The organism is Roseateles sp. P5_B10, assembly GCF_056400485.1.
On record NZ_JBFULE010000047.1, the window covers coordinates 1 to 18,687 of the forward strand.

Sequence of the window (18,687 nt, forward strand, 5' to 3'; positions counted from 1 at the left end):
ACAGCGGTGGACTGGCGGCCGGCGGAGGGCGTCAACGTCGGTGTCGATGCGGTGAAGCGCAGCGCCCGTGCGCGGGGCACGGTGGCGTCAGGCGGCGGCGCGGCCACGCCGGTCGAGCAGCGCCTGCGGGGCCATGGCGTGGGCGTGCACGGCGCGGTGGCGGTCACGCCGCGCCTGAGCGTCTACGGCGCCGTCATGCGCAACCGCTACACGACGAGCACGACGCAAGCGACGAACAGCGGCGGCCTGCTGGCCGGTGTGCCGCTGCTGGGCAATCGCGTGACGGCCATCAACCGCGACGAGGCGGCGCTGGACCGCAGCCACCAGCTCGGCGCCACCTACCGCGTCAGCGAGCGCGTGGCGCTGAACGGCGAGGTGATGCAGGACCGGCTGCACGATGGCGGCAACCTGCGCAGCGTGCAGATGAAGGCAGCCATCGCCGCGGGGGCTGGCTGGACCGTCACGCCAGGCGTCGGCCGCAGCCGCGGGCCCCAGGGAGGCGTGAACTACGGGTTGCTGGGGGCGAGCTACGCGTGGTGAGGCTCTAAGCTTGGGTCTTCACCCCATGGAAGCCCTGTTATGAACTTCGCCAAGATCGTCGGCGTACTCCTCCTCATCGCCGGCGCCGCCAGCCTGGCCACTGGCGGTTTCAGCTACACCAAGGACAGCACCGTCGTGAAGCTCGGGCCGCTGGAGCTGTCGGCCAAGCAGAAGGAGGAAGTCAATCTGCCGGTGTGGCTGGGCGTGGGCGCAATTGCGGTCGGCGGCTTGCTGCTGGTGTTTGGCGGGCGCAAATGAGGGCCACGCCTGACGACATCCTTCGCTTCTGGTTCCAGGAGATCAAGCCTGCGCAGTGGTGGACGGTGGACACCGCTTTCGACGAGCAGGTCCGCACGCGCTTCGGCGCCCTGCACGAACAGGCCAAGCGCTGCGAACTCTTTGCCTGGCGCGCGGTGCCCGAAGGTCGGCTCGCCGAGGTCATCGTGCTGGACCAGTTCGCCCGCAATATCCACCGCGGCACGCCCGGCGCCTTCGCGGCCGATCCGCTGGCCCTCGCGCTGGCGCAGGAGGCCGTCACTGCCGGTGCTGACCTGGCCCTGCCGGTCGAACAGCGCGCCTTCCTCTTCATGCCCTATATGCACAGCGAATCCGCCGCCATCCACGCGGCGGGCGAGCCGCTGATGAAGGAACGCGCGCCGCAGGGCACGCACGACTTCGAGCTCAGGCACAAGGCCATCATCGACCGTTTCGGGCGCTACCCGCACCGCAACACCATCCTTTGCCGCGCGTCGACGGCCGAGGAAGAAGCCTTCCTGAAGCAGCCGGGGTCGAGCTTCTAGACGTCGAGCAGGTAGACCGTCGCGGCCGCGCGCTCCTCGGCGCTGTGGCCAGCGAGGGCCTTGTTCCATTCGGGGCCCGAAGCGCCCGTCGACGACGACGCGTTGCGCGTCATGACGGCGACCTCTTCGGTGCTGGCATCGAATTCGCCCACCTGTTCGCGGCTGTCCAGAAAGAGCTTGGCGACCGGGCCGCCGCTTGACGCGATGACGATCAGGTAGCGGGAGACCTGACGGTGCTCCTGCTGGTTGTGCCGTGACGGCAATTCGTGACCGAAGCCCTGGCTCATCTGGCCTCCTCGCCTGGTTGCAGGCTGCTCAAGTGCCGCCATTGTGCGCCGCCTGCCGCCTCAGCAACCCGGAAGACCAGGTGGCTTGGACATGATCCAATACGGGAAGTGGAACCGATTCCAAGCATCGACAACCAGAGACCTGGCGAGGAAGAGACATGCAGTGCAAGCGAGCGATGGTGGCCGTGCTGGCCGTGGGGTTGGCGGCTCCGGCTCTGGCGGTTGAGGTGCCGGACTTCGGCCCCAACGTGCATGTCGTCGACCCGGCGACGCCGGGCCTGCAGGCGCTGATCGACGGCATCTACGCCGCCCAGCAGCCCAACCATTTCGGCCCGCGTCGCGACGCCATCCTGCTCAAACCGGGCACCTACCAGGACTTGCGCATTCCGGTGGGCTTCTACACGCACGTGCTGGGCCTGGGGGCGCATCCGGACGACGTCCACGTCATCGGCGACCTGCGCTCAACGGCCTTTCTGGATGGCGACAACGCGACGCAGAACTTCTGGCGCGGTGCCGAGAACTTCTCAGTGACGCCGACGCTGGGCATCGGCGACAACACCATGCAATGGGCCGTGTCCCAGGCCATCCCGTTCCGCCGCATGCATGTGCGCGGCAACATCCGGCTGAACCAGAACAAGGGTTGGGCCAGCGGCGGCTGGTTCTCGGACGTGCTGGTGGATGGCCAGGTCAGCTCGGCCACGCAGCAGCAATGGATCTCGCGCAACAGCCAGTGGGGCAGCTGGACGGGTTCGAACTGGAACATGGTCTTCGTCGGCGTGGCTGGCGCACCCGACGGTGAATTTCCGACGCCAGGCCAGCGCTTCACCAAGATTGCGAAGACGCCCCTGGTGCGCGAGAAGCCCTGGCTCTTCATCGATGCCAAGGGGCAGTACGCCGTGCGAGTGCCTGCCTTGCGGCGCGACAGCGCGGGCATCTCGTGGGCGAATGGCGCCGTGGCGCCCGGCAAGACGCTGCCCATCGGCCAGTTCTTCATCGCCAAACCCGGCGACACAGCGGCGACGCTGAACGCCCAGCTGGCCGCCGGCAAGCACCTGCTGTTCACGCCGGGTGAGTACCTGTTGACGCAGACGCTGCAGGTGAAGCGTTCCGGCACGGTGGTGCTGGGCATCGGCTTCCCGACGCTGCGCTCGGACAACGGCCAGCCGCTGGTGAAGACGGCGGACATGGACGGGCTGACGATCTCGGGCCTGTTCCTCGACGCCGGCAAGCAGGACTCTGGCGTGCTGATGGAGGTGGCGCCGGCCGGCTCAAGGAAGCGTCACAAAGCCGACCCCATCGTGCTGCACGACCTGTTCTTCCGCATCGGCGGCGCGGCGGCCGGGCAGGTGGACACGGCCTTGCRCATCAATGCGCATGACACCCTGGTCGACCACACGTGGATCTGGCGCGCTGACCATGGCGAGGGTGTCGGCTGGACCAGCAACCCGTCCGCCCACGGCCTGTGGGTCAACGGCGAGGACGTGACCATCTATGGCCTTTTTGTCGAGCACTTCCAGAAGGAGCAGGTCGTCTGGCAGGGCAATGGCGGGCGCGTCTATTTCTACCAGTCCGAGATCCCGTATGACCCGCCGACGCAAAGCCAGTGGACGAGCCCGACCGGCCGCGGCTATGCGGCGTACAAGGTGGCCGACACGGTGACACGCCACGAGGCCTGGGGCCTGGGTGCCTACAGCGTCTTCCTGAAGCCCGACGTTGTGCTGGACCGCGCCTTCGAGGTGCCAAATCCAACAAAAGCGCCCGGCGTGCGCTTGCGCCACATGATCACCGTCTGCCTGGTGGACAAGGGCAGCATCGAGCGCGTCATCAACGACGCGGGTGACTCGGCGCGCTGTCAGGGCGGCAGCAATACGGCGACGCTGAAGGACTATCCCTGAGGTGTCGGCATCGTCCGACAGTGCATCGCGCTGTCGGACACTGTTTGTCACATGCTGCCGACCTTAGCCTGGGCCCATCTCAAACCAAGGAGAGCGCCATKGGTGCCACCAAGATCATTGCCATCCTGCTGCTCGTCATCGGCGCGGCCAGCCTCGCGATGGGCGGCTTCAGCTACACCAAGGACAAGACCGTCGTGAAGCTCGGCTCGCTGGAGGTCTCGGCCAAGGAGAAGGAAACGGTCAATGTGCCGGTATGGCTGGGCGTGGGCGCCATCGCCATCGGCGGCTTGCTGCTGGTGTTCGGCAGCCGGAGATAAAAACGGGCGCCCGAAGGCGCCCATGCTGATGCTGCCGAAGAGAAACGGTCAGCCCGCCTCTTTCGCGAGGCGCTCTTCGATGCGCGCCTTGACGGCCGGCAGCGCGGCGGGCAGGTGGAAGGCGAGTTGGGCGAACAGTTCGTCGTGCAGCTTCATCTCGGCCTGCCATTCGGCGACGTCGATGCGGGTCACGGTGTCGAACTTCTCCGGCGAGAAGTCCAGGCCGTCCCAGTTCAGGTCGGCATAGCCGGGCGACACGCCGAACACGTGTTCGCTGCCACCGCCCTGGCCTTCCAGGCGGTCCAGCATCCACTTCAGCACGCGCATGTTCTCGCCGTAGCCGGGCCAGACGAACTTGCCGTCGGCACCCTTGCGGAACCAGTTGACGCAGTAGATGGCGGGCAGCTTGGCGCCCGAGGCTTCAAGCTTGGCGCCCAGGTCCAGCCAGTGCTGGAAGTAGTCGGCCATGTTGTAGCCCATGAAGGGCAGCATGGCGAAAGGGTCGCGGCGCACGATGCCCTGCTGGCCGGCGGCGGCGGCGGTGGTCTCGCTGCCCATGGTCGCGGCCATGTAGACGCCCTCAGTCCAGTCGCGCGCCTCGGTCATCAGCGGCACCGTGGTGGAGCGGCGGCCGCCGAAGATGAAGGCGTCGATGGCCACACCGGCGGGGTTGTCCCAGTTGGCGTCCAGCGCCGGGTTGTTGGTCGCAGCCACGGTGAAGCGGGCGTTCGGGTGAGCGGCCTTGGCGCCGGTTTCCTTGGCGATCGCGGGCGTCCAGTCCTTGCCCTGCCAGTCGATGGCGTGGGCGGGCGGTGTGTCCGTCATGCCTTCCCACCAGACGTCGYYGTCGTCGGTCAGCGCSACGTTCGTGAAGATCACGTCGCGCTCCAGGCTGTCCATGCAGTTGGGGTTGGTATGCGAGTTGGTGCCCGGGGCGACGCCGAAATAGCCGGCCTCGGGGTTGATCGCGTACAGGCGGCCGTCGGTGCCCGGCTTGATCCAGGCGATGTCGTCGCCGATGGTGGTGATCTTCCAGCCGTCGAAGGCGGCGGGCGGGATCAGCATGGCGAAGTTGGTCTTGCCGCAGGCGCTCGGGAAGGCGGCTGCGACGTGGTACTTCTTGCCTTGCGGGTTCTCCACGCCCAGCACCAGCATGTGCTCGGCCAGCCAGCCTTGGTCGCGGCCCATGGTGGACGCGATACGCAGCGCGAAGCACTTCTTGCCCAGCAGCGCGTTGCCGCCGTAGCCCGAGCCATAGCTCCAGATCTCGCGCGTTTCAGGGAAATGGACGATGTACTTGGTCTTGTTGCAGGGCCAGCTCACATCGGCCTGGCCTTCTGCCAGCGGTGCGCCCACGGTGTGCACGCAAGGCACGAAGTCGCCATCCGTGCCCAGCAGCTCGATGACGGCGCGGCCCATGCGCGTCATGGTGCGCATGTTGACTGCGACGTAGGGGCTGTCGCTCAGTTCCACGCCGATGTGGGCGATCGGGCTGCCCAGCGGCCCCATGCTGAAGGGCACCACGTAGAGGGTGCGGCCGCGCATGCAGCCCTTGAAGAGGGCCGGGGTTCCGTCAGCTTGACCGGTCTGCAGCAAACTGCGCATCTCGGCCGGAGCCATCCAGTTGTTGGTCGGGCCGGCGTCTTCCTTCTTGGCGGAGCAGATGAAGGTGCGGTCCTCGACGCGGGCGACGTCGCTTGGGTCCGAGTTGGCCAGGTAGCTGCCAGGGCGCAGCTCGGGGTTGAGTTTCTTGAAGGTACCGGTGGCGACGAGCTGATCGCACAGCCGCTGGTATTCGTCGGCGCTGCCGTCGCACCAATAGACGTCGGCGGCCTCCGTGAGCGCCGCGATCTCGGCCACCCAGGCAATCAGCCGGGCGTTTTTGACATAGGCGGGCAGGTTCAGCCGCAGCCCCTGCATGGCGGGTTGGTTCATGGCGAAAGCTCCAATCATGGGAATGTGTTTGGGGCAGCTGGCGAGCTGGCCCAAGCACACCGAACCTGAGGAGGTGGATTGTCGAATCCAATGTAATCACGCCGTAACCACCGGGATCGGTGGGGGTCATGCAAAACAGGAATAACACCATGCCAGCGCGGCCGCGCGGCTCACGGCGGTGGCGAAGTGGGGCTAGGGTTTGCGCGAAGAGTGCGTGAAACTTGACGCAACTTCCTGGGTCGTCAGCCCTCGAGTCGCGTACCCAGCCGCCCCAGCACCAGCAACGCCACGGTGGCCGTCAAAGCAGCAAGGCCGGCCAGGCCCACCAGGCCGAAGCGATCCGCCAGCGCCGCGAACAGCGGCGGGCCACTGACCGAGCCCAGGTTGCCCAGTTGCACCAGCACGCCGGAAGCGCGAGCCTGCTGGGCCGGGGTGGGGTTGAGCTGCGGGATCAATGTGGACGCGGCGCCGCCGCCCAGGCCGGCGCAGGTCAACGTCAGCAGTGCCAGCGCCTCGGTGGGTGCGCCCATGAGCGCCGCTCCGGTCAGCGCCAGTGCCGCAGCGCCAAAAGCCAGGTACGCCAGGCGCACCAGCTTCAAGCCGCCCTCGAAGCGCCGCGCGGCCCATCCTGCCGCCAGCGTGCCCGCCGTGGCCATCAGCGGCAGCACCGTGTGAAAACCGCCCTGACCCTGGCCGCTGAAGCGGGGCACGAAGGTGATCAGCGCGATCGTCGGGAAGGCATAGAAGAAGAACGCCAGGCCGGGCAGCGCGGTGCGCAGGTCGGCATAGACCTCGCGGTGCAGGGCCAGCACACCGGCGCGCGCGCCCGCCATGACCGGCGCGGGCGCCGCACGGACGTCGGCCACCCACAGCCGCACCGCCAGCGCCGCCAGGGCCAGCAACATTGCATGCCCGGCGAGGGTCTCGCGCGGCGCCAGGCCCTGGGGCAGCAGGCGATCCAGCCCGGCCAGCACGGCGAAGGCCAGGCCCACCACCGTGGCCCACAGGCCCATGACGGCGGTGCGGTGTGGCGGCGCGCAGGCGTGGATCAGCAGCGTCGGCGTGGCCACCATGATGGCCAGATGGGCCGCGCCTTCGGGCACACGGCTGGCCCAGAACAGGCCGAAAGGCGGCAGCAACGCTTGCAGAGCCGACAGCAAGGCGCCGCCGCCCAGGCCGATCAGCAGCAGGCGGCGATAGCCCACCCGCGGCGCCAGCCAACCCGCCACGACGCCGCACAGCAGGCCCACCACGCCGACGGTCGACAGCAGCAAGCCCATGCCGGCGGGCGAGGCGTTGTAGACCGCCTGCAGTCGCGTGAACTCGATGGAAATCTTGGCGAACTGGCCGCCGGCCAGCACGCCGCAGGCGCACAGCAGCAGCACGATGGCCCAGCGGGTGCGGGCGGGGGTGTCGGTCATGAGGGGTGGTTGCGAAGAGCAGCTGCGATGTTGCCAGCTGTCATGAGAAGCACCTTGGCCGGCCGCACCAATTGAGCGGCAGCGTTCGCCCGGCCAGCGCAGATCCGCTACGGCACCGCGCGTCCGCTGTTCGGTCTGCAATGGCGAGCCGCCGCTCGCTGCGAGCGCCGGCGCTCAGCCGTGCCAGCGTTTGGCCGCCCGCCTCACCACTTCGGGCAACAGGTGGTTCTCGGCCTCGACGCGCCGCAGCCAGGATGCGTCATTGCCAATGCCGTTGATCTCGCGGCGCATGTATTGCAGCGCGGCTTCCGCGTGCAGGTCACCGGCGTGGGTGTCCAGCTTGGTCAGCACATGGATCAGGTCGTCGCGCAGCACGCGGTGGTCACCGGTCTCGGGATCGACGAAGGTGCCGTCCAGGCCGAAGCGGCAGGCCTGGAAGCGGTTGAAGGTGTAGGGCAGGTAATCGTCTTCGCTGAGCTTGAACGGTTTCTCCACCGTGATCCAGCGCGCCAGGCACTGGATGAAGCCGGCCAGGGCCGCCGCCTTCTCGATGGTCAGCGGCGTGTCAAGCACGCGGACTTCGATGGTGCCGAACTCGGGCTTGGGGCGGATGTCCCAGTAGAAGTCCTTCATGCCCGAGACAACGCCGGTGCGGGTCATCTTGGCGAAGTAGGCCTCGAAGTCGGTCCAGGTTTGCACGAACGGCGCACGGCCCGACAGCGGGAAGGCGAAGACCGAGTTCAGGCGTGCCGAATCGAAGCCGGTGTCCTCGCCCTGCACAAACGGAGACGATGCTGCCAGCGCGATCAGGTGGGGGATGAAGCGGCTCATGCCGTGCAGCAGCACCAGGGCTTCGTCGGCGCTCGGGCAGCCGATGTGGACATGCTGGCCGAAGATGGTGAACTGCTTGGACAGGTAGCCGTACAGCGACGACAGCTCATGAAAGCGCGGCGTCTCGAAGATGCGCTGGCGCTTCCAGTGCTGGAAGGGGTGGGTGCCGCCGCCGCACAGACTCACGTCCAGCTTTTCGGCACAGTCCACCAGCGCGTCGCGGATCTGGCCCAGCTCCGACAGCACCTGGCCGAAGCCCGTGCAGACGCCGGTGGCCAGCTCGATCATGCTGCTGGTGATCTCGGGCTTCACGTCGCCCGGGATGCTGCGCTTTTCCATCAGCCGCATCAGGTCACCCGAGACAGGCGCGAGGTCGTAGTCGTCGCTGTTGACGATCTGCAGTTCGAGCTCGACACCGAGGGTGAGCGGCTGCGATTTGGAGAAATCACCCAGGCTCATTCAACGGCCTCCTTGTTGCGTGGGACGCGCTTGGGCGCGGGCGGCAGTTCCCCGGCCAGGCGCAGCGCGAACTGCACGGCGATGGGGCCGATCAGCTCCAGCACGGCGATGCTGGCCAGGATGATGGGCACGGCGCCAGCGGCCAGTTCAGGCTCGGCGCGCATCAGCTCGCTGAGCATGACCAGGGCGGTCGCGGACAGCGGCGTCATCGTGATCGATAGCGCCAGGCCCTGGCGCCAACTGGCCTTGGCCATGGGCGCCAGCGCCACGATGGCCACGGTCTTGGCGATGAAGCGGGCTGCCAGCAGCGCCAGCGCGGCGAAGCCGCCGGCGACGAGGATCTTGGGCGACCAGGCCGAGCCGACGATGACGAAGAGCATCAGCACCAGCGCCCCGCCCGAGGTGCCGAAGTGACGCGGCCAGACCCAGGGCCGGTCGCTGGTGTTGCGCAGCAGCAGGCCCGCCAGCAGCGGCATCAGCAGCGTCGACACGCCGATGGCGCGCGCGGCGACGATGGCGAAGGCGACCAGGCCGAACAGCAGCAGCACGGCGCTCTCGTTGCGCAGGTCCAGTCGCCGCGCGACGAGGTAGACGGCGCCCGCCAGCAGCGCGGCCAGCCCCAGTGTCGTCAGCAGCGAGATCGCCAGGCCAGCGAGCGCCTGCGACAGGCTGCCGCCGTCGTCGGCCGCCCACCAGGTGCGCATCAGGATCAGCGCGACAACGGCGTACAGCGTGTTCAAGGCCGTCAGCAACGAAGCCCGCTGCGTGACTTGACCCGCAGCCCCCAATTCCATCGCGACGCGCCCCGACACGGCGGCGGGCGCCGGCATGGCCAGGATGGCGCAGGCGATGGCCGTCTGCCAGCTGAGGTCGAACAGGCGCAGTACGAAGGCCACCGCCAGCGCACTGAGCAGGGCTTCGGCCAGGCTGGTCAGCGCCAGGCCAGGGTTGCGGACCAGCCAGCGCAGGTGCACGCGGCTGCCGATCTCGAACAACAGCAGGCCCAGGGCCAGGTCGGTCACAGTCTGGGCCGCGCCGGCCAGCGGCATCGCAACGCCGTGGCCGAAGGCAGCGGCCACGCAGCCTGCCAATGTGTAGCCGACCACGCGCGGCAGCCGCGTCGTCGCGGCGATGAATTCGCCGGCCAGAGCGCCGGCCAGCAGCACGCCAACGACGAACATCAGCGCGCTGGACGGAGGAACGGCCAAGCCGGCCCAGACCCGCGCGCCGGTGTCTAGTGCATTCATAGGCTCTCCCTAAAAGTTTTGGCCGAAGCCTAGACGCACGGTCGGCGCGCCCTTGTAGGCCGACATGCCGAAAGCCTCCTGGACAATGGCCGCCATGCAAGTCGTCAGCGTGAACACCGCCCGCGTCGAACACTTTGTTGCGACCTCGGGCCAGGTACTGGATTCGGCCATTCGCAAGCGCCACTGCCAGGGGCCCGTCGATGTCCGGCCCCTGGGCCTGGACGGCGACGAGCAGGCCGACCTGAGCGTGCACGGCGGCTTGAGCAAGGCCGTCTATGCCTACCCCCAGGAGCACTACGCTTTCTGGCAGACGGTGCGCGGCCAGGCCAAGGTGGAAGGCGCGCTGCAGCCGGGGGATTGCGGCGAGAACCTGACGTTGACGGGCCTGCTGGAAAGCAGGGTCTGGATCGGCGATGTGCTGCGCTTCCCGGACTGCGAGCTCGTCGTGTCCGAGCCGCGCTACCCCTGCTTCAAGTTCAACGCGCACATGGGCTTCAACCAGGCCGCCAAGCTGATGGCGCAGAGCGGCTACTGCGGCTTCTATCTTGCCGTGAAGCGCGAGGGATCGATTGCGGCCGGCCAGGCCTTCGAGTTGATAGCAGGGCCACGCGAGGTCGGCATCGTCGAACTCTTCAAGGCAAAAATGAAGAAGAAGGGCTAATGYGGCGCCGGCTGCTGTTGGCCGTGGCAGGGTTGGCGCCCGTTGCCGCCTATGCCGGCCCGGTGCTGCAGGTCGGACCCAGGCGCGCCGTCAAGTCGCTGGCCGCCGCGGCCCGCCAAGCGCGTGACGGCATGCTCGTCGAGGTCGATGCGGGCGAGTACGTGGCCGATGTCGCCACTTGGCCCCAGCACGGGCTGACGCTGCGTGCCGTCGGCGGCCGCGTGAAGCTGGTCGCGGCCGGCGCCCACGCGCAGGGCAAGGGCCTGTTCGTGACGACCGGCCGGCGCCAGCGCATCGAAGGCTTCGATTTCACCGGCGCCGCGGTGCCCGATCGCAACGGCGCCGGCATCCGCGTCGAGGCCGGTTCACTGACGCTGGTGGACTGCACCTTCAGCGACAACGAGAACGGCGTGCTGACCGCCAACGATGAGGCCATCGAGCTCGACATCGCCGACTGCGACTTCGGCCCCATCCTGCCGCGCGAGGGCAAGACGCACAACCTCTACGTCGGCGCCATCAAGCGCCTGGCCGTGACCGGCAGCTACTTCCACCACGGCCTGCATGGCCATCTGCTGAAGAGCCGCGCGGCCCTCAACCGCATCCTCTACAACCGCCTGTCCGACGAGATCGGTGGCCGCGCGAGCTATGAGCTGGAGTTCCCCAATGGCGGCGTTGCCGTCGTCATGGGCAACCTCATCATGCAGAGCTCGATGACGGAGAACCCGCACGTCATTTCCTTCGGCGTCGAGGGTGCGAAATGGGAGAAGCAGGCCCTCTACCTCGTCAACAACACGCTGGTGGACCAACTGCCCAGCGGCGGCATCTGGTTGCGCGTGACGCCGCCGCAGGCCGAGGTCGTGCTGGCCAACAACCTGCTCGTCGGCGGCCCCCAGCTCGCGGCCGAGGGGCATTGGACGCGGCGCGCCAACTTCCACGCCGACTGGGATGAGTTCGTGCGCGCGGCGCGCGACGACTACCGGCTCAAGCCCGATTCGTCACTGCGCGGCAAGGCTGCCGACGCGGGCGAGGGGGGCGGCATGAAGCTCGCGCCTTCGCGCGAGTACCGCCACCCTCACACCAGCCAGGCCCTCAACGGGCCGGCGCGCCACCCCGGCGCTTTCCAGTCCTGAGGGCGTTGAAGCCGGCCGTCAGGTCATTGGCGTCGTCGCAGCTCGGCACCGGCGCGCCGCCATATCGGCGGCGTATGGGTCAGGCGCGCTTCAGCACCGGGTAGTCCGTGTAGCCCTCGGCGCCGCCGCCGTAGAAAGTCTCCTTCTGCGGCGCGGCCCAGGGCAGGTCGCCGCGGATGCGCTCGACGAGGTCGGGGTTGGCGATGAAGGGCCGGCCAATGGCCACCGCGTCCGCCTTGCCGCTGGCGACGGCGTCCAGGGCCATGGTGCGGTCGTAGCCGTTGTTGGCGATATAGGGGCCGTTGAAGCGGCGGCGCAGCTCGGCGTAATCGAAGGGCGCGACGTCGCGTGCGCCGCCGGTGGCGCCTTCCACCACCTCCAGGAAGGCCAGCTTCAGCGGCGCGAGCTGGTTGGCCACGTAGTTGAAGAGAGCCTGCGGATTGCTGTCCTGGCCGATGTCGTTGCTCGGCGTGACCGGGCTCAGGCGCAGCGCCGTGCGGCCGGCGCCGATGGTGCCGGCCACCGCCGTCATGACCTCGATCAGCAGGCGGGCGCGGTTCTCGATGGAGCCGCCGTATTCGTCGTTGCGGTCGTTGGCGCTGTCGCGCAGGAACTGGTCGAGCAGATAGCCATTGGCGCTGTGGATCTCGACGCCGTCGAAGCCGGCGGCGATGGCGTTCTTGGCCGCCTGCACATAGTCGGCGATCAACTGCGGGATCTCATGCGTGGCCAGGGCTCGCGGCGCGTCGGTGGGCACCAGTTCGCCATAGGCCGCATAGGTCTTGGTCTTGGCGGCGCGGTTGGTGGACGACACCGGCTGCTGGCCGCCAGGCTGCAGGCTGTTCACCGAGATGCGGCCCRCATGCCAGAGCTGCACGACGATCTTGCCGCCTTCGGCATGCACCGCGTCCGTCACCTGCTTCCAGGCGGCGATCTGCTCGGGCGTGTGGATGCCCGGCGTGTCGAAATAGCCCTGGCCATCGGGGCGGATCTGGGTCGCCTCGGTGATCAGCAGGCCGGCGCCGGCGCGCTGGCGGTAGTACTCGACGTGGAGGTCGTGCGGGGTCTGGCGGGTGGCGCGGTTGCGCGTCAGCGGYGCCATGACGACGCGGTTTGCAAGCTGGATGTCGCCGAAGCGGATGGGGTCGAAAAGGGTAGGCATGGCGGTGAAATAGGGCCGGTAAGGATGGTTGCAAGTCTGGCCGGGGCCAACTTTCCCCGTCCCGGTGGGGTTGATGGCGGATGTGTTAGCGACAATCGCGCCATGCTCGCCTACCGCCACGCCTTCCATGCCGGCAACCATGCCGACGTCCTCAAGCACCTCGTGCTGACGCGCGTGCTGCGCTACATGGCTGAGAAAGACAAGCCCTACACGCTGATCGACACCCATGCAGGCGCCGGTGGCTACTCGGTCGAAGGCCGCTATGCGCAGAAGAAGGGTGAGTACGCCGAAGGCGTCGTCAAGCTCTACGACCGCAAGGACCTGCCCGCACCGCTGGCCGACTACCTCGACCTGGTGCGCGCCTTCAACCCCGGCGGCCAGCTGCGCCAGTACCCGGGCTCGCCGGCCATCGCCAACATGCTGATGCGCGAGACCGACCGGCTGCGCGTCTACGAGCTGCACTCGACCGACCACCGCATCCTGGCCAGCTACCTCGACGGCCGCGCGCAGACGCAGGTGCGCGACACCGACGGCTTTGCCGCCATCAAGGCCGAGCTGCCCTCGCCCACCCGCCGCGCCGCGTTGCTGATGGACCCGTCCTACGAGATCAAGAGCGACTACGGCAAGGTGCTTTCGGCGTTGCGCGAGGCGCTGGAGCGGGCCGCCGACACGGTCATCATGATCTGGTACCCGCAGCTGCAGCTGCTCGAATCGAGCCAGCTCGCGGCGCGCCTGAAGGGCAGCGCCGACGCCGCCGCCAAGAAGGGTTGGCTGCATGTGCGGCTGACCGTGGCCGAACCCGCCGACCGCCCGGACGGCAAAGGCCTGGGCATGCTGGGCAGCGGCATGTTCATCGCCAACCCGCCGTTCACGCTGCACGACGAACTGGCCGAATGCCTGCCGGTGCTCGTCGAGCGACTGGGCCAGTACGACGGCGCGAACTACGTGCTGGAACAGAAAGTGGCATGAGCGCCGCGCCGGGCCGCCCCAAGCAAGCTCGCTCCCGCCTGGCGGGACAGGCCGTAGGCCGAAGGGTGCACCAATGACGACGGAGTCCAAGCCCGTCACGATGGAGCAGATCGCCGCTCTGGCCGGCGTCTCCACGATCACGGTTTCGCGCGCGCTGCGCGACAGCCCCTCGGTCACGCCGGCCACGCGCGAGCGCATCAAGACGCTGGCGGAAGCCGCCGGCTACCGCTTCAACCACCATGCGCGCAACCTGCGGCTGCGCCGCAGCCACATGGTCGCCGTCATGCTGGAGATGCAGCCCGACACCGACCGTCCCATGACCGACGCCTACCCGCTGCAGCTGCTCGGCGGCATCACCCAGGAGCTGACCTCGCGCGGCTACAGCGTGCTGCTGTCGGCCCTGCAAAGCCCCGGCCAGGGCATGGCGGCGTCCGCCGACGGCCTCATCCTGCTGGGCCAGGGCGCCAACGGCTCGGCGGTGAAGTCGGCTGCGGCGATGGGCCTGCCGATGGTGGTGTGGGGAGCCGAGCATGGCCGCGGCGACTCGGTCGTGGTCGGCGGCGACAACGCCCATGGCGGCGCTTGTGCGGCCGAGCGCCTCATCACACTGCAGCGGCGCGAGCTGCTCTTCCTCGGTGACGTGCGCCATGCCGAGATCCGCGACCGCCAGCAGGGCTTCGCCAAGGCGCTGAAGAAGGCCGGCCTCAAGACCCAGACGTTGACGCCGGCGGCCTTCACCTTCGGCGCCGGCTTCACGGCCGTGCAGGCCCATCTCGCCAACCTGGGTCGAGGCGGCAAGGCGCCCGACGGTCTGTTCGCCGCCAGCGACCTGCTCGCCATGGGCGCTGTGCGCGCCTTCACCGACGCCGGCCTGGCTGTGCCTGATGCGGTCTCGGTGATCGGCTATGACGACTCGCCCGCCGCCCAGAGCTTTGCGCCGCCGCTGACCAGCGTGCGCCAGGACTGGCATCACGGCGGCGTGCTGCTGGCGCGCAAGGTGCTGGACCTGATCGGCGGCCAGGCCGCCGCCAGCGAGATCATGCCGACCGAACTGGTCGTTCGCAGTACTTAGTCCAGCACGACCTCGGTCCGGATGATGCCAGCCCGCTCAGCGCTGGCCGACAAACGCCAGCCGCGTCCCGACCGGTGCCCGCACCAGTTGGCTTGACCGGCTCGCCCTAGGGGTACGTCTGGTAGCCAAAGCTCGCTAATGTCCGACAGCACCACTACCGGTGCTGAATGGAGCTTCAAATGAACAAAATACTCGCGGCCTGCGGTGTCATGTTTGCTGCGTTAACGTGCAGAGCAGACGTCCAGGTAAGCGCCTCATTGAGCAATTTCCACTTCACACTGGTCGACCTCAATCCTGGCGACGGTATTGCGCCGTATATAACTTTGGCTGGCGGCCAGCTGGTCGGAAAGCTTTGGGCAACTACGCCCACTGGCATGACGGACCAGCTTACCGCGAGCACTCAAGCGCYCTTGGCAAGCTTTTCAAGGAACTTGATCAGCGAAGGTCAAACTGGGGAATTCCGGATCGATACAAGCAGTCTAGCCAGCCTCAGTTTTGAAAGCCACGTGTCGTCTTCCCTTGGCGCCAGCGGAGGTGCATATTCTCCTAACGAGACAGGTGCGAACGCGTTGGCGTACTCGATATTCACGCTGTCGCCTAACACGAAACTAGAAATTACGGCGGATGCCAAACTCCAAGCGAACTCCGGAGTTGCCGGCGTCCAGACCTTTCACAACACGGTTCTCGCCACCGCATACATCAACGTCTCGACCCTGATAAATTTTCCTGTGGCAGATGTCTTGCAAAAGTCAATAGATGAGGAAGGCGGCTCCTTTTCCTTTTCCGAAGCTAGGACGCTCTCGGTGACGTTTGTAAACGGGTGGTCGCGCGAGGAGACCATTTACACAACCATGTTTGCGAACGCTGAACAGCAAGCGGCGCCAGTTCCTGAACCCGGCACAACGTCAATGCTTTTTTGTGGCGCTTGCCTGATGGGCTTGCTGGTGATTCGGCAACGGCAGTGAGCTCGGCGCGCCCCCAAGTTGCTGCTTCATTGGCCGTTGCGGTGCCGAGCTCGCCGGCATTTCAGAACTGAGCGGAGGACACGTTCTCCGCGCTCGGCAAGCGCACTGGCCGCCGCATGTAGCGTTGATGCGAAGGTCTCAGGGATGCGACTTCTCGTCAATCCAGCACCACCTCCGTCCTCACCACCCCGGCCCGCTCCGCACTCGCCGAAAGCGCCAGCCGCGTCCCCACCGGCGCGCGCACCACCCACTCCGCCACTGCGCGGTCGCCCGTGGGCTGCTTGTTGAACAGGAAGGCCAACTGGCTCTGCTTGGGCGCGTGGCCTTCGAGCTGCGGGCCTTCCATGCGCTCCTTGCCGTTGACGAGGCTGATGGCCGGGTCGCCGCTGGGCATGTGGATCTCGAACATGACGCCGCGCACCGCCTTGCGCTCCAGCGCCCGCTGCGTCACATAGGCCGGCAGATAGCCGGCGTTGGCCACGGCCATGCGCACCCGCCACATGTCGGGGCCCAGCGCCCGCACCTCGGTGCGGATCAGCTCCAGCTTGGGCAGGCTCATGGCGATCTGCGTCATCCAGGCCGGAAAGCGCGCCGCCTCGCGCTCGCGCAGGGCCGGCGGCGGGTTGCGCCAGTAGTTCATCTTGTCCCAGCCGCCGATCTCCACGGAACCCAGCTGCGGATGCTGGAAGGGCGTCCATTCGACATGGGCCTTGCCGCCGCATTGCTCGTCGCTCCACTTCAGCAGCTTGACGTCGTCCTCCACCGGATGCTGTCGGTACCAGTCGATGAACTTCTTGACCTCGAGGCCGGCCTCCTTGCTTGGCGACCACAGCTCGACGACCCAGAACAGCGCGCCCAGGTGCTCGTAGACCCAGTCCTGGGTGCCGGTGATGACGTCCTTGGGGTGGTAGCGGAAATCCTCGTAGATGCTGACGGCGGGGTAGCCCGTGTGCTTCTCGCCCAGGGCCGAGAAGTTCTGGAACAACCACAGGTCCTCGGGCGTCATGTCGTTGTCGCTGCGGGTGCCGCAGGGGCGCAGGATGACGCCGCTGTGGGTGTGATAGCTGATGGCCGCGCCGATGTTGGGATGCTGGGTGATGAAGTCCACCATGGCCCGCACCTCGGGCTCGCTGGTCGGGTAGGGGCCGGCACCGAGCTGTTGGAACTCCTGGCGCCATTCGCCGGGGAAGTTGCGGTTCAGGTCCAGGCCTTCGCGGTCGGCGTTGACCTTGACCGTCAGCCCGTCGTGGTTCTTGATGAAGCCCTCGGGGATGAGGCGGTAGTACTCGCCGCCCTGCTCGCCGGGCTCGCGCGCCACCATCAGCCGCGGGTCGCCAGCGTGCTTCTTGTAGCCACCGTGCGGATCGGGCACGCGCATGGTCAGGATGCGGCCGTCGCCATCGACGTCCTCGATGGTCAGGCCGTCGACGGCTTCCTCGGTGTAGGGATAGGGCCGGGTCGAGCTGCGGATGTGGCGCGGCCGGTCGGCCAGGGCCAGCTCGGCGCCATCGGGGTTCAGGCGCGGCACGATGTAGAGGGTGCGCGTGTCCAGCAGGCGGTTGATCTGCTGGGCCTCGGCCGACGTGCCGCCGTGCTCCTTCAGCAGGTGGTGCACGTAGTACAGGCAGGTCGTCGACGCGGTCAGCTCGGCCGCGTGGATATTGCCGTCGATCCACATCGCCGGCTTGTCGATGTCCATGCCGCTGGCCAGGTTCGTGACGACGATGACCCAGATGTCGCGGCCCTCGTAGCTCTTGCCGATCGAGCGCACCGACACCAGGTTGGGGCGGGCTTCGGCGTAGGCGAACAGCAGGGCCGTCAGCTCGTCGTAGCGGTAGAAGTGGTCGAAGCGCGGGTTGGGCAGCGGCAGGGGCATGGCAGCGGTCTGGGAGGGTGACCCCAAGAACTAGGGGCATCTGGAGTGGCGCGGATTGTCTGACTCGACATGACCTGTTCCCCCAGGGTTTGCCCGGGCGACAGCGCTTACTGGCCCTTGAAGAGGGCCTGGAACTGGCGCGACACGGGCAGCTTCTCGTCGCGGCCGCGCAGCGTGACGACCATGCTGCCCTCGTCGATGCGGATGGCGCGCGCGATGCAGCGGCTGTTGACCAGCACGCTGCGGTGGATCTGCCAGAACTGCTCCGGGTCGAGCTGGGTCAGCAGCTCGCGCAGCGGCGTGCGGATCAGCGCGTCGCCGCCGTGGTGGACGACGCGGGTATAGCGGGCATCGGCTTCGAAGTAGACGATCTCGTCGGGCGGTATCAGCTGCACCTCGCGGCCGACGCTGGCCTGGATGGGCCGCGGTGCCGGCTTGTGCGGCACGAGACCAGCCAGCAGGCGCTGCAGGGCCGCCGTGTCGGGCGCCGGCTGGGCGATGCGGGCACGCAGGCGGGCGAGGGTCTGGGCCAGGCGCATGTCGTCCACGGGCTTGAGCACATAGTCCACCGCGCCGGCATCGAAGGCCGCCAGGGCCTGGTCGTCGAAGGCGGTCACGAAGACGATCAGCGGCGGTGCGGCCAGCGCCGACAGGCGGCGCGCCACCTCCAGACCGGTCAGGCCGGGCATGCGAATGTCGAGGAAGGCGATGGCCGGCTCATGGGCCAGGCAGTCGTCCCAGGCCTCGGCGCCATTCATGCTGGCAGCGACGATGTCCAGCTCGGGCCAGAGGCGGGTGAGCGCCGCGCGCAGCTGCTCGCGCGGGGCTTCCTCGTCGTCGGCGATCAGGGCGGTCGTGGGGTTCATAGGGTCAGGGTGGCGACGCAGCCGGGATGGGCATCGGCCAAGGTCAATGTGGCGGTGGGGAAGGCGGCAGCCAGGCGGCGGCGCGTGTTGGACAGGCCGATGCTCTCGGTCCAGCCGGGCGCGAGGCCGGGGCCGTCGTCGCTGATGGTCAGCACAAGGCGGCCGGCCTCCTGGCGTGCAGCGATCTCCAGGTGGCCGCCGCGCAGCTGCGGCTCGATGCCGTGGGCGATGGCGTTCTCCACCAGGGTCAGCAC

The 18,687-nt window shown here is 67.8% G+C and carries 18 protein-coding genes and 1 pseudogene; 10 read left to right on the top strand and 9 right to left on the bottom strand.

What is annotated here, in order from left to right; genetic code table 11:
* The 3 genes from AC1DU6_RS05700 to AC1DU6_RS05710 all read left to right on the top strand — a co-directional run.
* The coding region (locus AC1DU6_RS05700; RefSeq protein ID WP_477856282.1) for a hypothetical protein at positions 1–540 on the top strand (540 nt) is incomplete at its 5' end.
* Positions 541–579: 39 nt separating this feature from the next.
* A complete protein-coding gene (locus AC1DU6_RS05705; protein WP_056200707.1) occupies positions 580–798 on the top strand; it encodes a hypothetical protein in 219 nt (72 codons plus the stop codon).
* Complete coding sequence (locus AC1DU6_RS05710; protein WP_477856283.1) at positions 795–1,340, top strand: DUF924 family protein; 546 nt, start codon at positions 795–797, stop codon at positions 1,338–1,340. The genes AC1DU6_RS05705 and AC1DU6_RS05710 overlap by 4 nt, the downstream gene beginning before the upstream one ends.
* Here AC1DU6_RS05710 and AC1DU6_RS05715 read toward each other — a convergent pair.
* Entirely contained in the window at positions 1,337–1,627 is a 291-nt protein-coding gene (locus AC1DU6_RS05715; protein ID WP_235532035.1) for a hypothetical protein, read from the bottom strand. The genes AC1DU6_RS05710 and AC1DU6_RS05715 overlap by 4 nt on opposite strands.
* Positions 1,628–1,785: 158 nt before the next feature.
* On the opposite strand from AC1DU6_RS05715, the gene AC1DU6_RS05720 reads away from it, so the two are divergent.
* Positions 1,786–3,522, top strand: a complete 1,737-nt coding sequence (locus tag AC1DU6_RS05720; protein ID WP_477856284.1) for a hypothetical protein — start codon at positions 1,786–1,788, stop codon at positions 3,520–3,522.
* Positions 3,523–3,620: 98 nt separating this feature from the next.
* Positions 3,621–3,839 carry a hypothetical protein gene (locus tag AC1DU6_RS05725; RefSeq protein WP_056200702.1) on the top strand — a complete coding sequence of 73 codons (219 nt, stop codon included), beginning with the start codon at positions 3,621–3,623 and terminating at the stop codon, positions 3,837–3,839.
* 48 nt (positions 3,840–3,887) lie between these two features.
* Here the strand turns inward: AC1DU6_RS05725 and AC1DU6_RS05730 are convergent, their stop codons facing one another.
* The 4 genes from AC1DU6_RS05730 to AC1DU6_RS05745 form a co-directional block, all read right to left on the bottom strand.
* Positions 3,888–5,774, bottom strand: coding sequence for a phosphoenolpyruvate carboxykinase (GTP) (locus AC1DU6_RS05730; protein WP_477856285.1), 1,887 nt, complete (start codon positions 5,772–5,774; stop codon positions 3,888–3,890).
* A 242-nt stretch (positions 5,775–6,016) separates the two neighbouring features.
* Entirely contained in the window at positions 6,017–7,195 is a 1,179-nt protein-coding gene (locus tag AC1DU6_RS05735) for an MFS transporter (RefSeq protein ID WP_477856286.1), read from the bottom strand.
* A gap of 174 nt (positions 7,196–7,369) precedes the next feature.
* Positions 7,370–8,485 carry a YbdK family carboxylate-amine ligase gene (locus AC1DU6_RS05740; RefSeq protein WP_457352220.1) on the bottom strand — a complete coding sequence of 372 codons (1,116 nt, stop codon included), beginning with the start codon at positions 8,483–8,485 and terminating at the stop codon, positions 7,370–7,372.
* On the bottom strand, positions 8,482–9,732 hold the full coding sequence (locus tag AC1DU6_RS05745) for a cation:proton antiporter (protein ID WP_082532833.1): 1,251 nt from the start codon (positions 9,730–9,732) through the stop codon (positions 8,482–8,484). The genes AC1DU6_RS05740 and AC1DU6_RS05745 overlap by 4 nt, the downstream gene beginning before the upstream one ends.
* 94 nt (positions 9,733–9,826) lie before the next feature.
* Here AC1DU6_RS05745 and AC1DU6_RS05750 point away from each other — a divergent pair, with 94 nt between their 5' ends.
* Together AC1DU6_RS05750 and AC1DU6_RS05755 are read left to right on the top strand one after the other, a co-directional pair.
* Positions 9,827–10,393 (top strand): MOSC domain-containing protein, encoded by a 567-nt coding sequence (locus tag AC1DU6_RS05750; RefSeq protein ID WP_457389876.1) that lies wholly within the window; start codon positions 9,827–9,829, stop codon positions 10,391–10,393.
* Positions 10,393–11,523, top strand: a complete 1,131-nt coding sequence (locus AC1DU6_RS05755; RefSeq protein WP_477856287.1) for a hypothetical protein — start codon at positions 10,393–10,395, stop codon at positions 11,521–11,523. Before AC1DU6_RS05750 ends, AC1DU6_RS05755 begins: the two co-directional genes overlap by 1 nt.
* Before the next feature lie 79 nt (positions 11,524–11,602).
* Here AC1DU6_RS05755 and AC1DU6_RS05760 read toward each other — a convergent pair whose 3' ends face one another.
* Positions 11,603–12,685: an alkene reductase gene (locus AC1DU6_RS05760; protein WP_477856288.1), complete on the bottom strand. Its 1,083-nt coding sequence runs from the start codon at positions 12,683–12,685 to the stop codon at positions 11,603–11,605.
* Positions 12,686–12,787: 102 nt separating this feature from the next.
* On the opposite strand from AC1DU6_RS05760, the gene AC1DU6_RS05765 reads away from it, so the two are divergent.
* The 3 genes from AC1DU6_RS05765 (at position 12,788) to AC1DU6_RS05775 (ending at position 15,691) form a co-directional block, all read left to right on the top strand.
* Entirely contained in the window at positions 12,788–13,654 is an 867-nt protein-coding gene (locus AC1DU6_RS05765; protein WP_056200679.1) for a 23S rRNA (adenine(2030)-N(6))-methyltransferase RlmJ, read from the top strand.
* 73 nt (positions 13,655–13,727) lie between these two features.
* Entirely contained in the window at positions 13,728–14,726 is a 999-nt protein-coding gene (locus tag AC1DU6_RS05770) for a substrate-binding domain-containing protein (protein WP_056200675.1), read from the top strand.
* 179 nt (positions 14,727–14,905) lie between these two features.
* Positions 14,906–15,691, top strand: a complete 786-nt coding sequence (locus AC1DU6_RS05775; protein ID WP_477856289.1) for a PEP-CTERM sorting domain-containing protein — start codon at positions 14,906–14,908, stop codon at positions 15,689–15,691.
* A gap of 157 nt (positions 15,692–15,848) precedes the next feature.
* On the opposite strand, the gene AC1DU6_RS05780 is transcribed toward AC1DU6_RS05775, so the two are convergent.
* From AC1DU6_RS05780 to AC1DU6_RS05790, 3 genes and pseudogenes are all read right to left on the bottom strand, one after another.
* The gene (locus AC1DU6_RS05780) at positions 15,849–17,567 is read right to left on the bottom strand and encodes a M14 family metallopeptidase (protein WP_056200673.1); all 1,719 of its coding nucleotides are present in this window, start codon (positions 17,565–17,567) and stop codon (positions 15,849–15,851) included.
* Between the two features lie 107 nt (positions 17,568–17,674).
* A complete protein-coding gene (locus tag AC1DU6_RS05785) occupies positions 17,675–18,433 on the bottom strand; it encodes a LytR/AlgR family response regulator transcription factor (protein WP_477856290.1) in 759 nt (252 codons plus the stop codon).
* Positions 18,430–18,687 (bottom strand): annotated as a pseudogene (locus tag AC1DU6_RS05790) (sensor histidine kinase); the annotation flags it as partial. The gene AC1DU6_RS05785 and the pseudogene AC1DU6_RS05790, both read right to left, overlap by 4 nt.

What these genes read in the sequence shown, in the direction of transcription:
- AC1DU6_RS05705 (WP_056200707.1), top strand. Translation starts at nt 580, where the DNA reads ATGAACTTCGCCAAGATCGTCGGCGTACTCCTCCTCATCGCCGGCGCC.
- AC1DU6_RS05710 (WP_477856283.1), top strand. Translation starts at nt 795, where the DNA reads ATGAGGGCCACGCCTGACGACATCCTTCGCTTCTGGTTCCAGGAGATC.
- AC1DU6_RS05715 (WP_235532035.1), bottom strand. Translation starts at nt 1,627, where the DNA reads ATGAGCCAGGGCTTCGGTCACGAATTGCCGTCACGGCACAACCAGCAG.
- AC1DU6_RS05735 (WP_477856286.1), bottom strand. Translation starts at nt 7,195, where the DNA reads ATGACCGACACCCCCGCCCGCACCCGCTGGGCCATCGTGCTGCTGCTG.
- AC1DU6_RS05740 (WP_457352220.1), bottom strand. Translation starts at nt 8,485, where the DNA reads ATGAGCCTGGGTGATTTCTCCAAATCGCAGCCGCTCACCCTCGGTGTC.
- AC1DU6_RS05745 (WP_082532833.1), bottom strand. Translation starts at nt 9,732, where the DNA reads ATGAATGCACTAGACACCGGCGCGCGGGTCTGGGCCGGCTTGGCCGTT.
- AC1DU6_RS05750 (WP_457389876.1), top strand. Translation starts at nt 9,827, where the DNA reads ATGCAAGTCGTCAGCGTGAACACCGCCCGCGTCGAACACTTTGTTGCG.
- AC1DU6_RS05765 (WP_056200679.1), top strand. Translation starts at nt 12,788, where the DNA reads ATGCTCGCCTACCGCCACGCCTTCCATGCCGGCAACCATGCCGACGTC.
- AC1DU6_RS05770 (WP_056200675.1), top strand. Translation starts at nt 13,728, where the DNA reads ATGACGACGGAGTCCAAGCCCGTCACGATGGAGCAGATCGCCGCTCTG.
- AC1DU6_RS05780 (WP_056200673.1), bottom strand. Translation starts at nt 17,567, where the DNA reads ATGCCCCTGCCGCTGCCCAACCCGCGCTTCGACCACTTCTACCGCTAC.
- AC1DU6_RS05785 (WP_477856290.1), bottom strand. Translation starts at nt 18,433, where the DNA reads ATGAACCCCACGACCGCCCTGATCGCCGACGACGAGGAAGCCCCGCGC.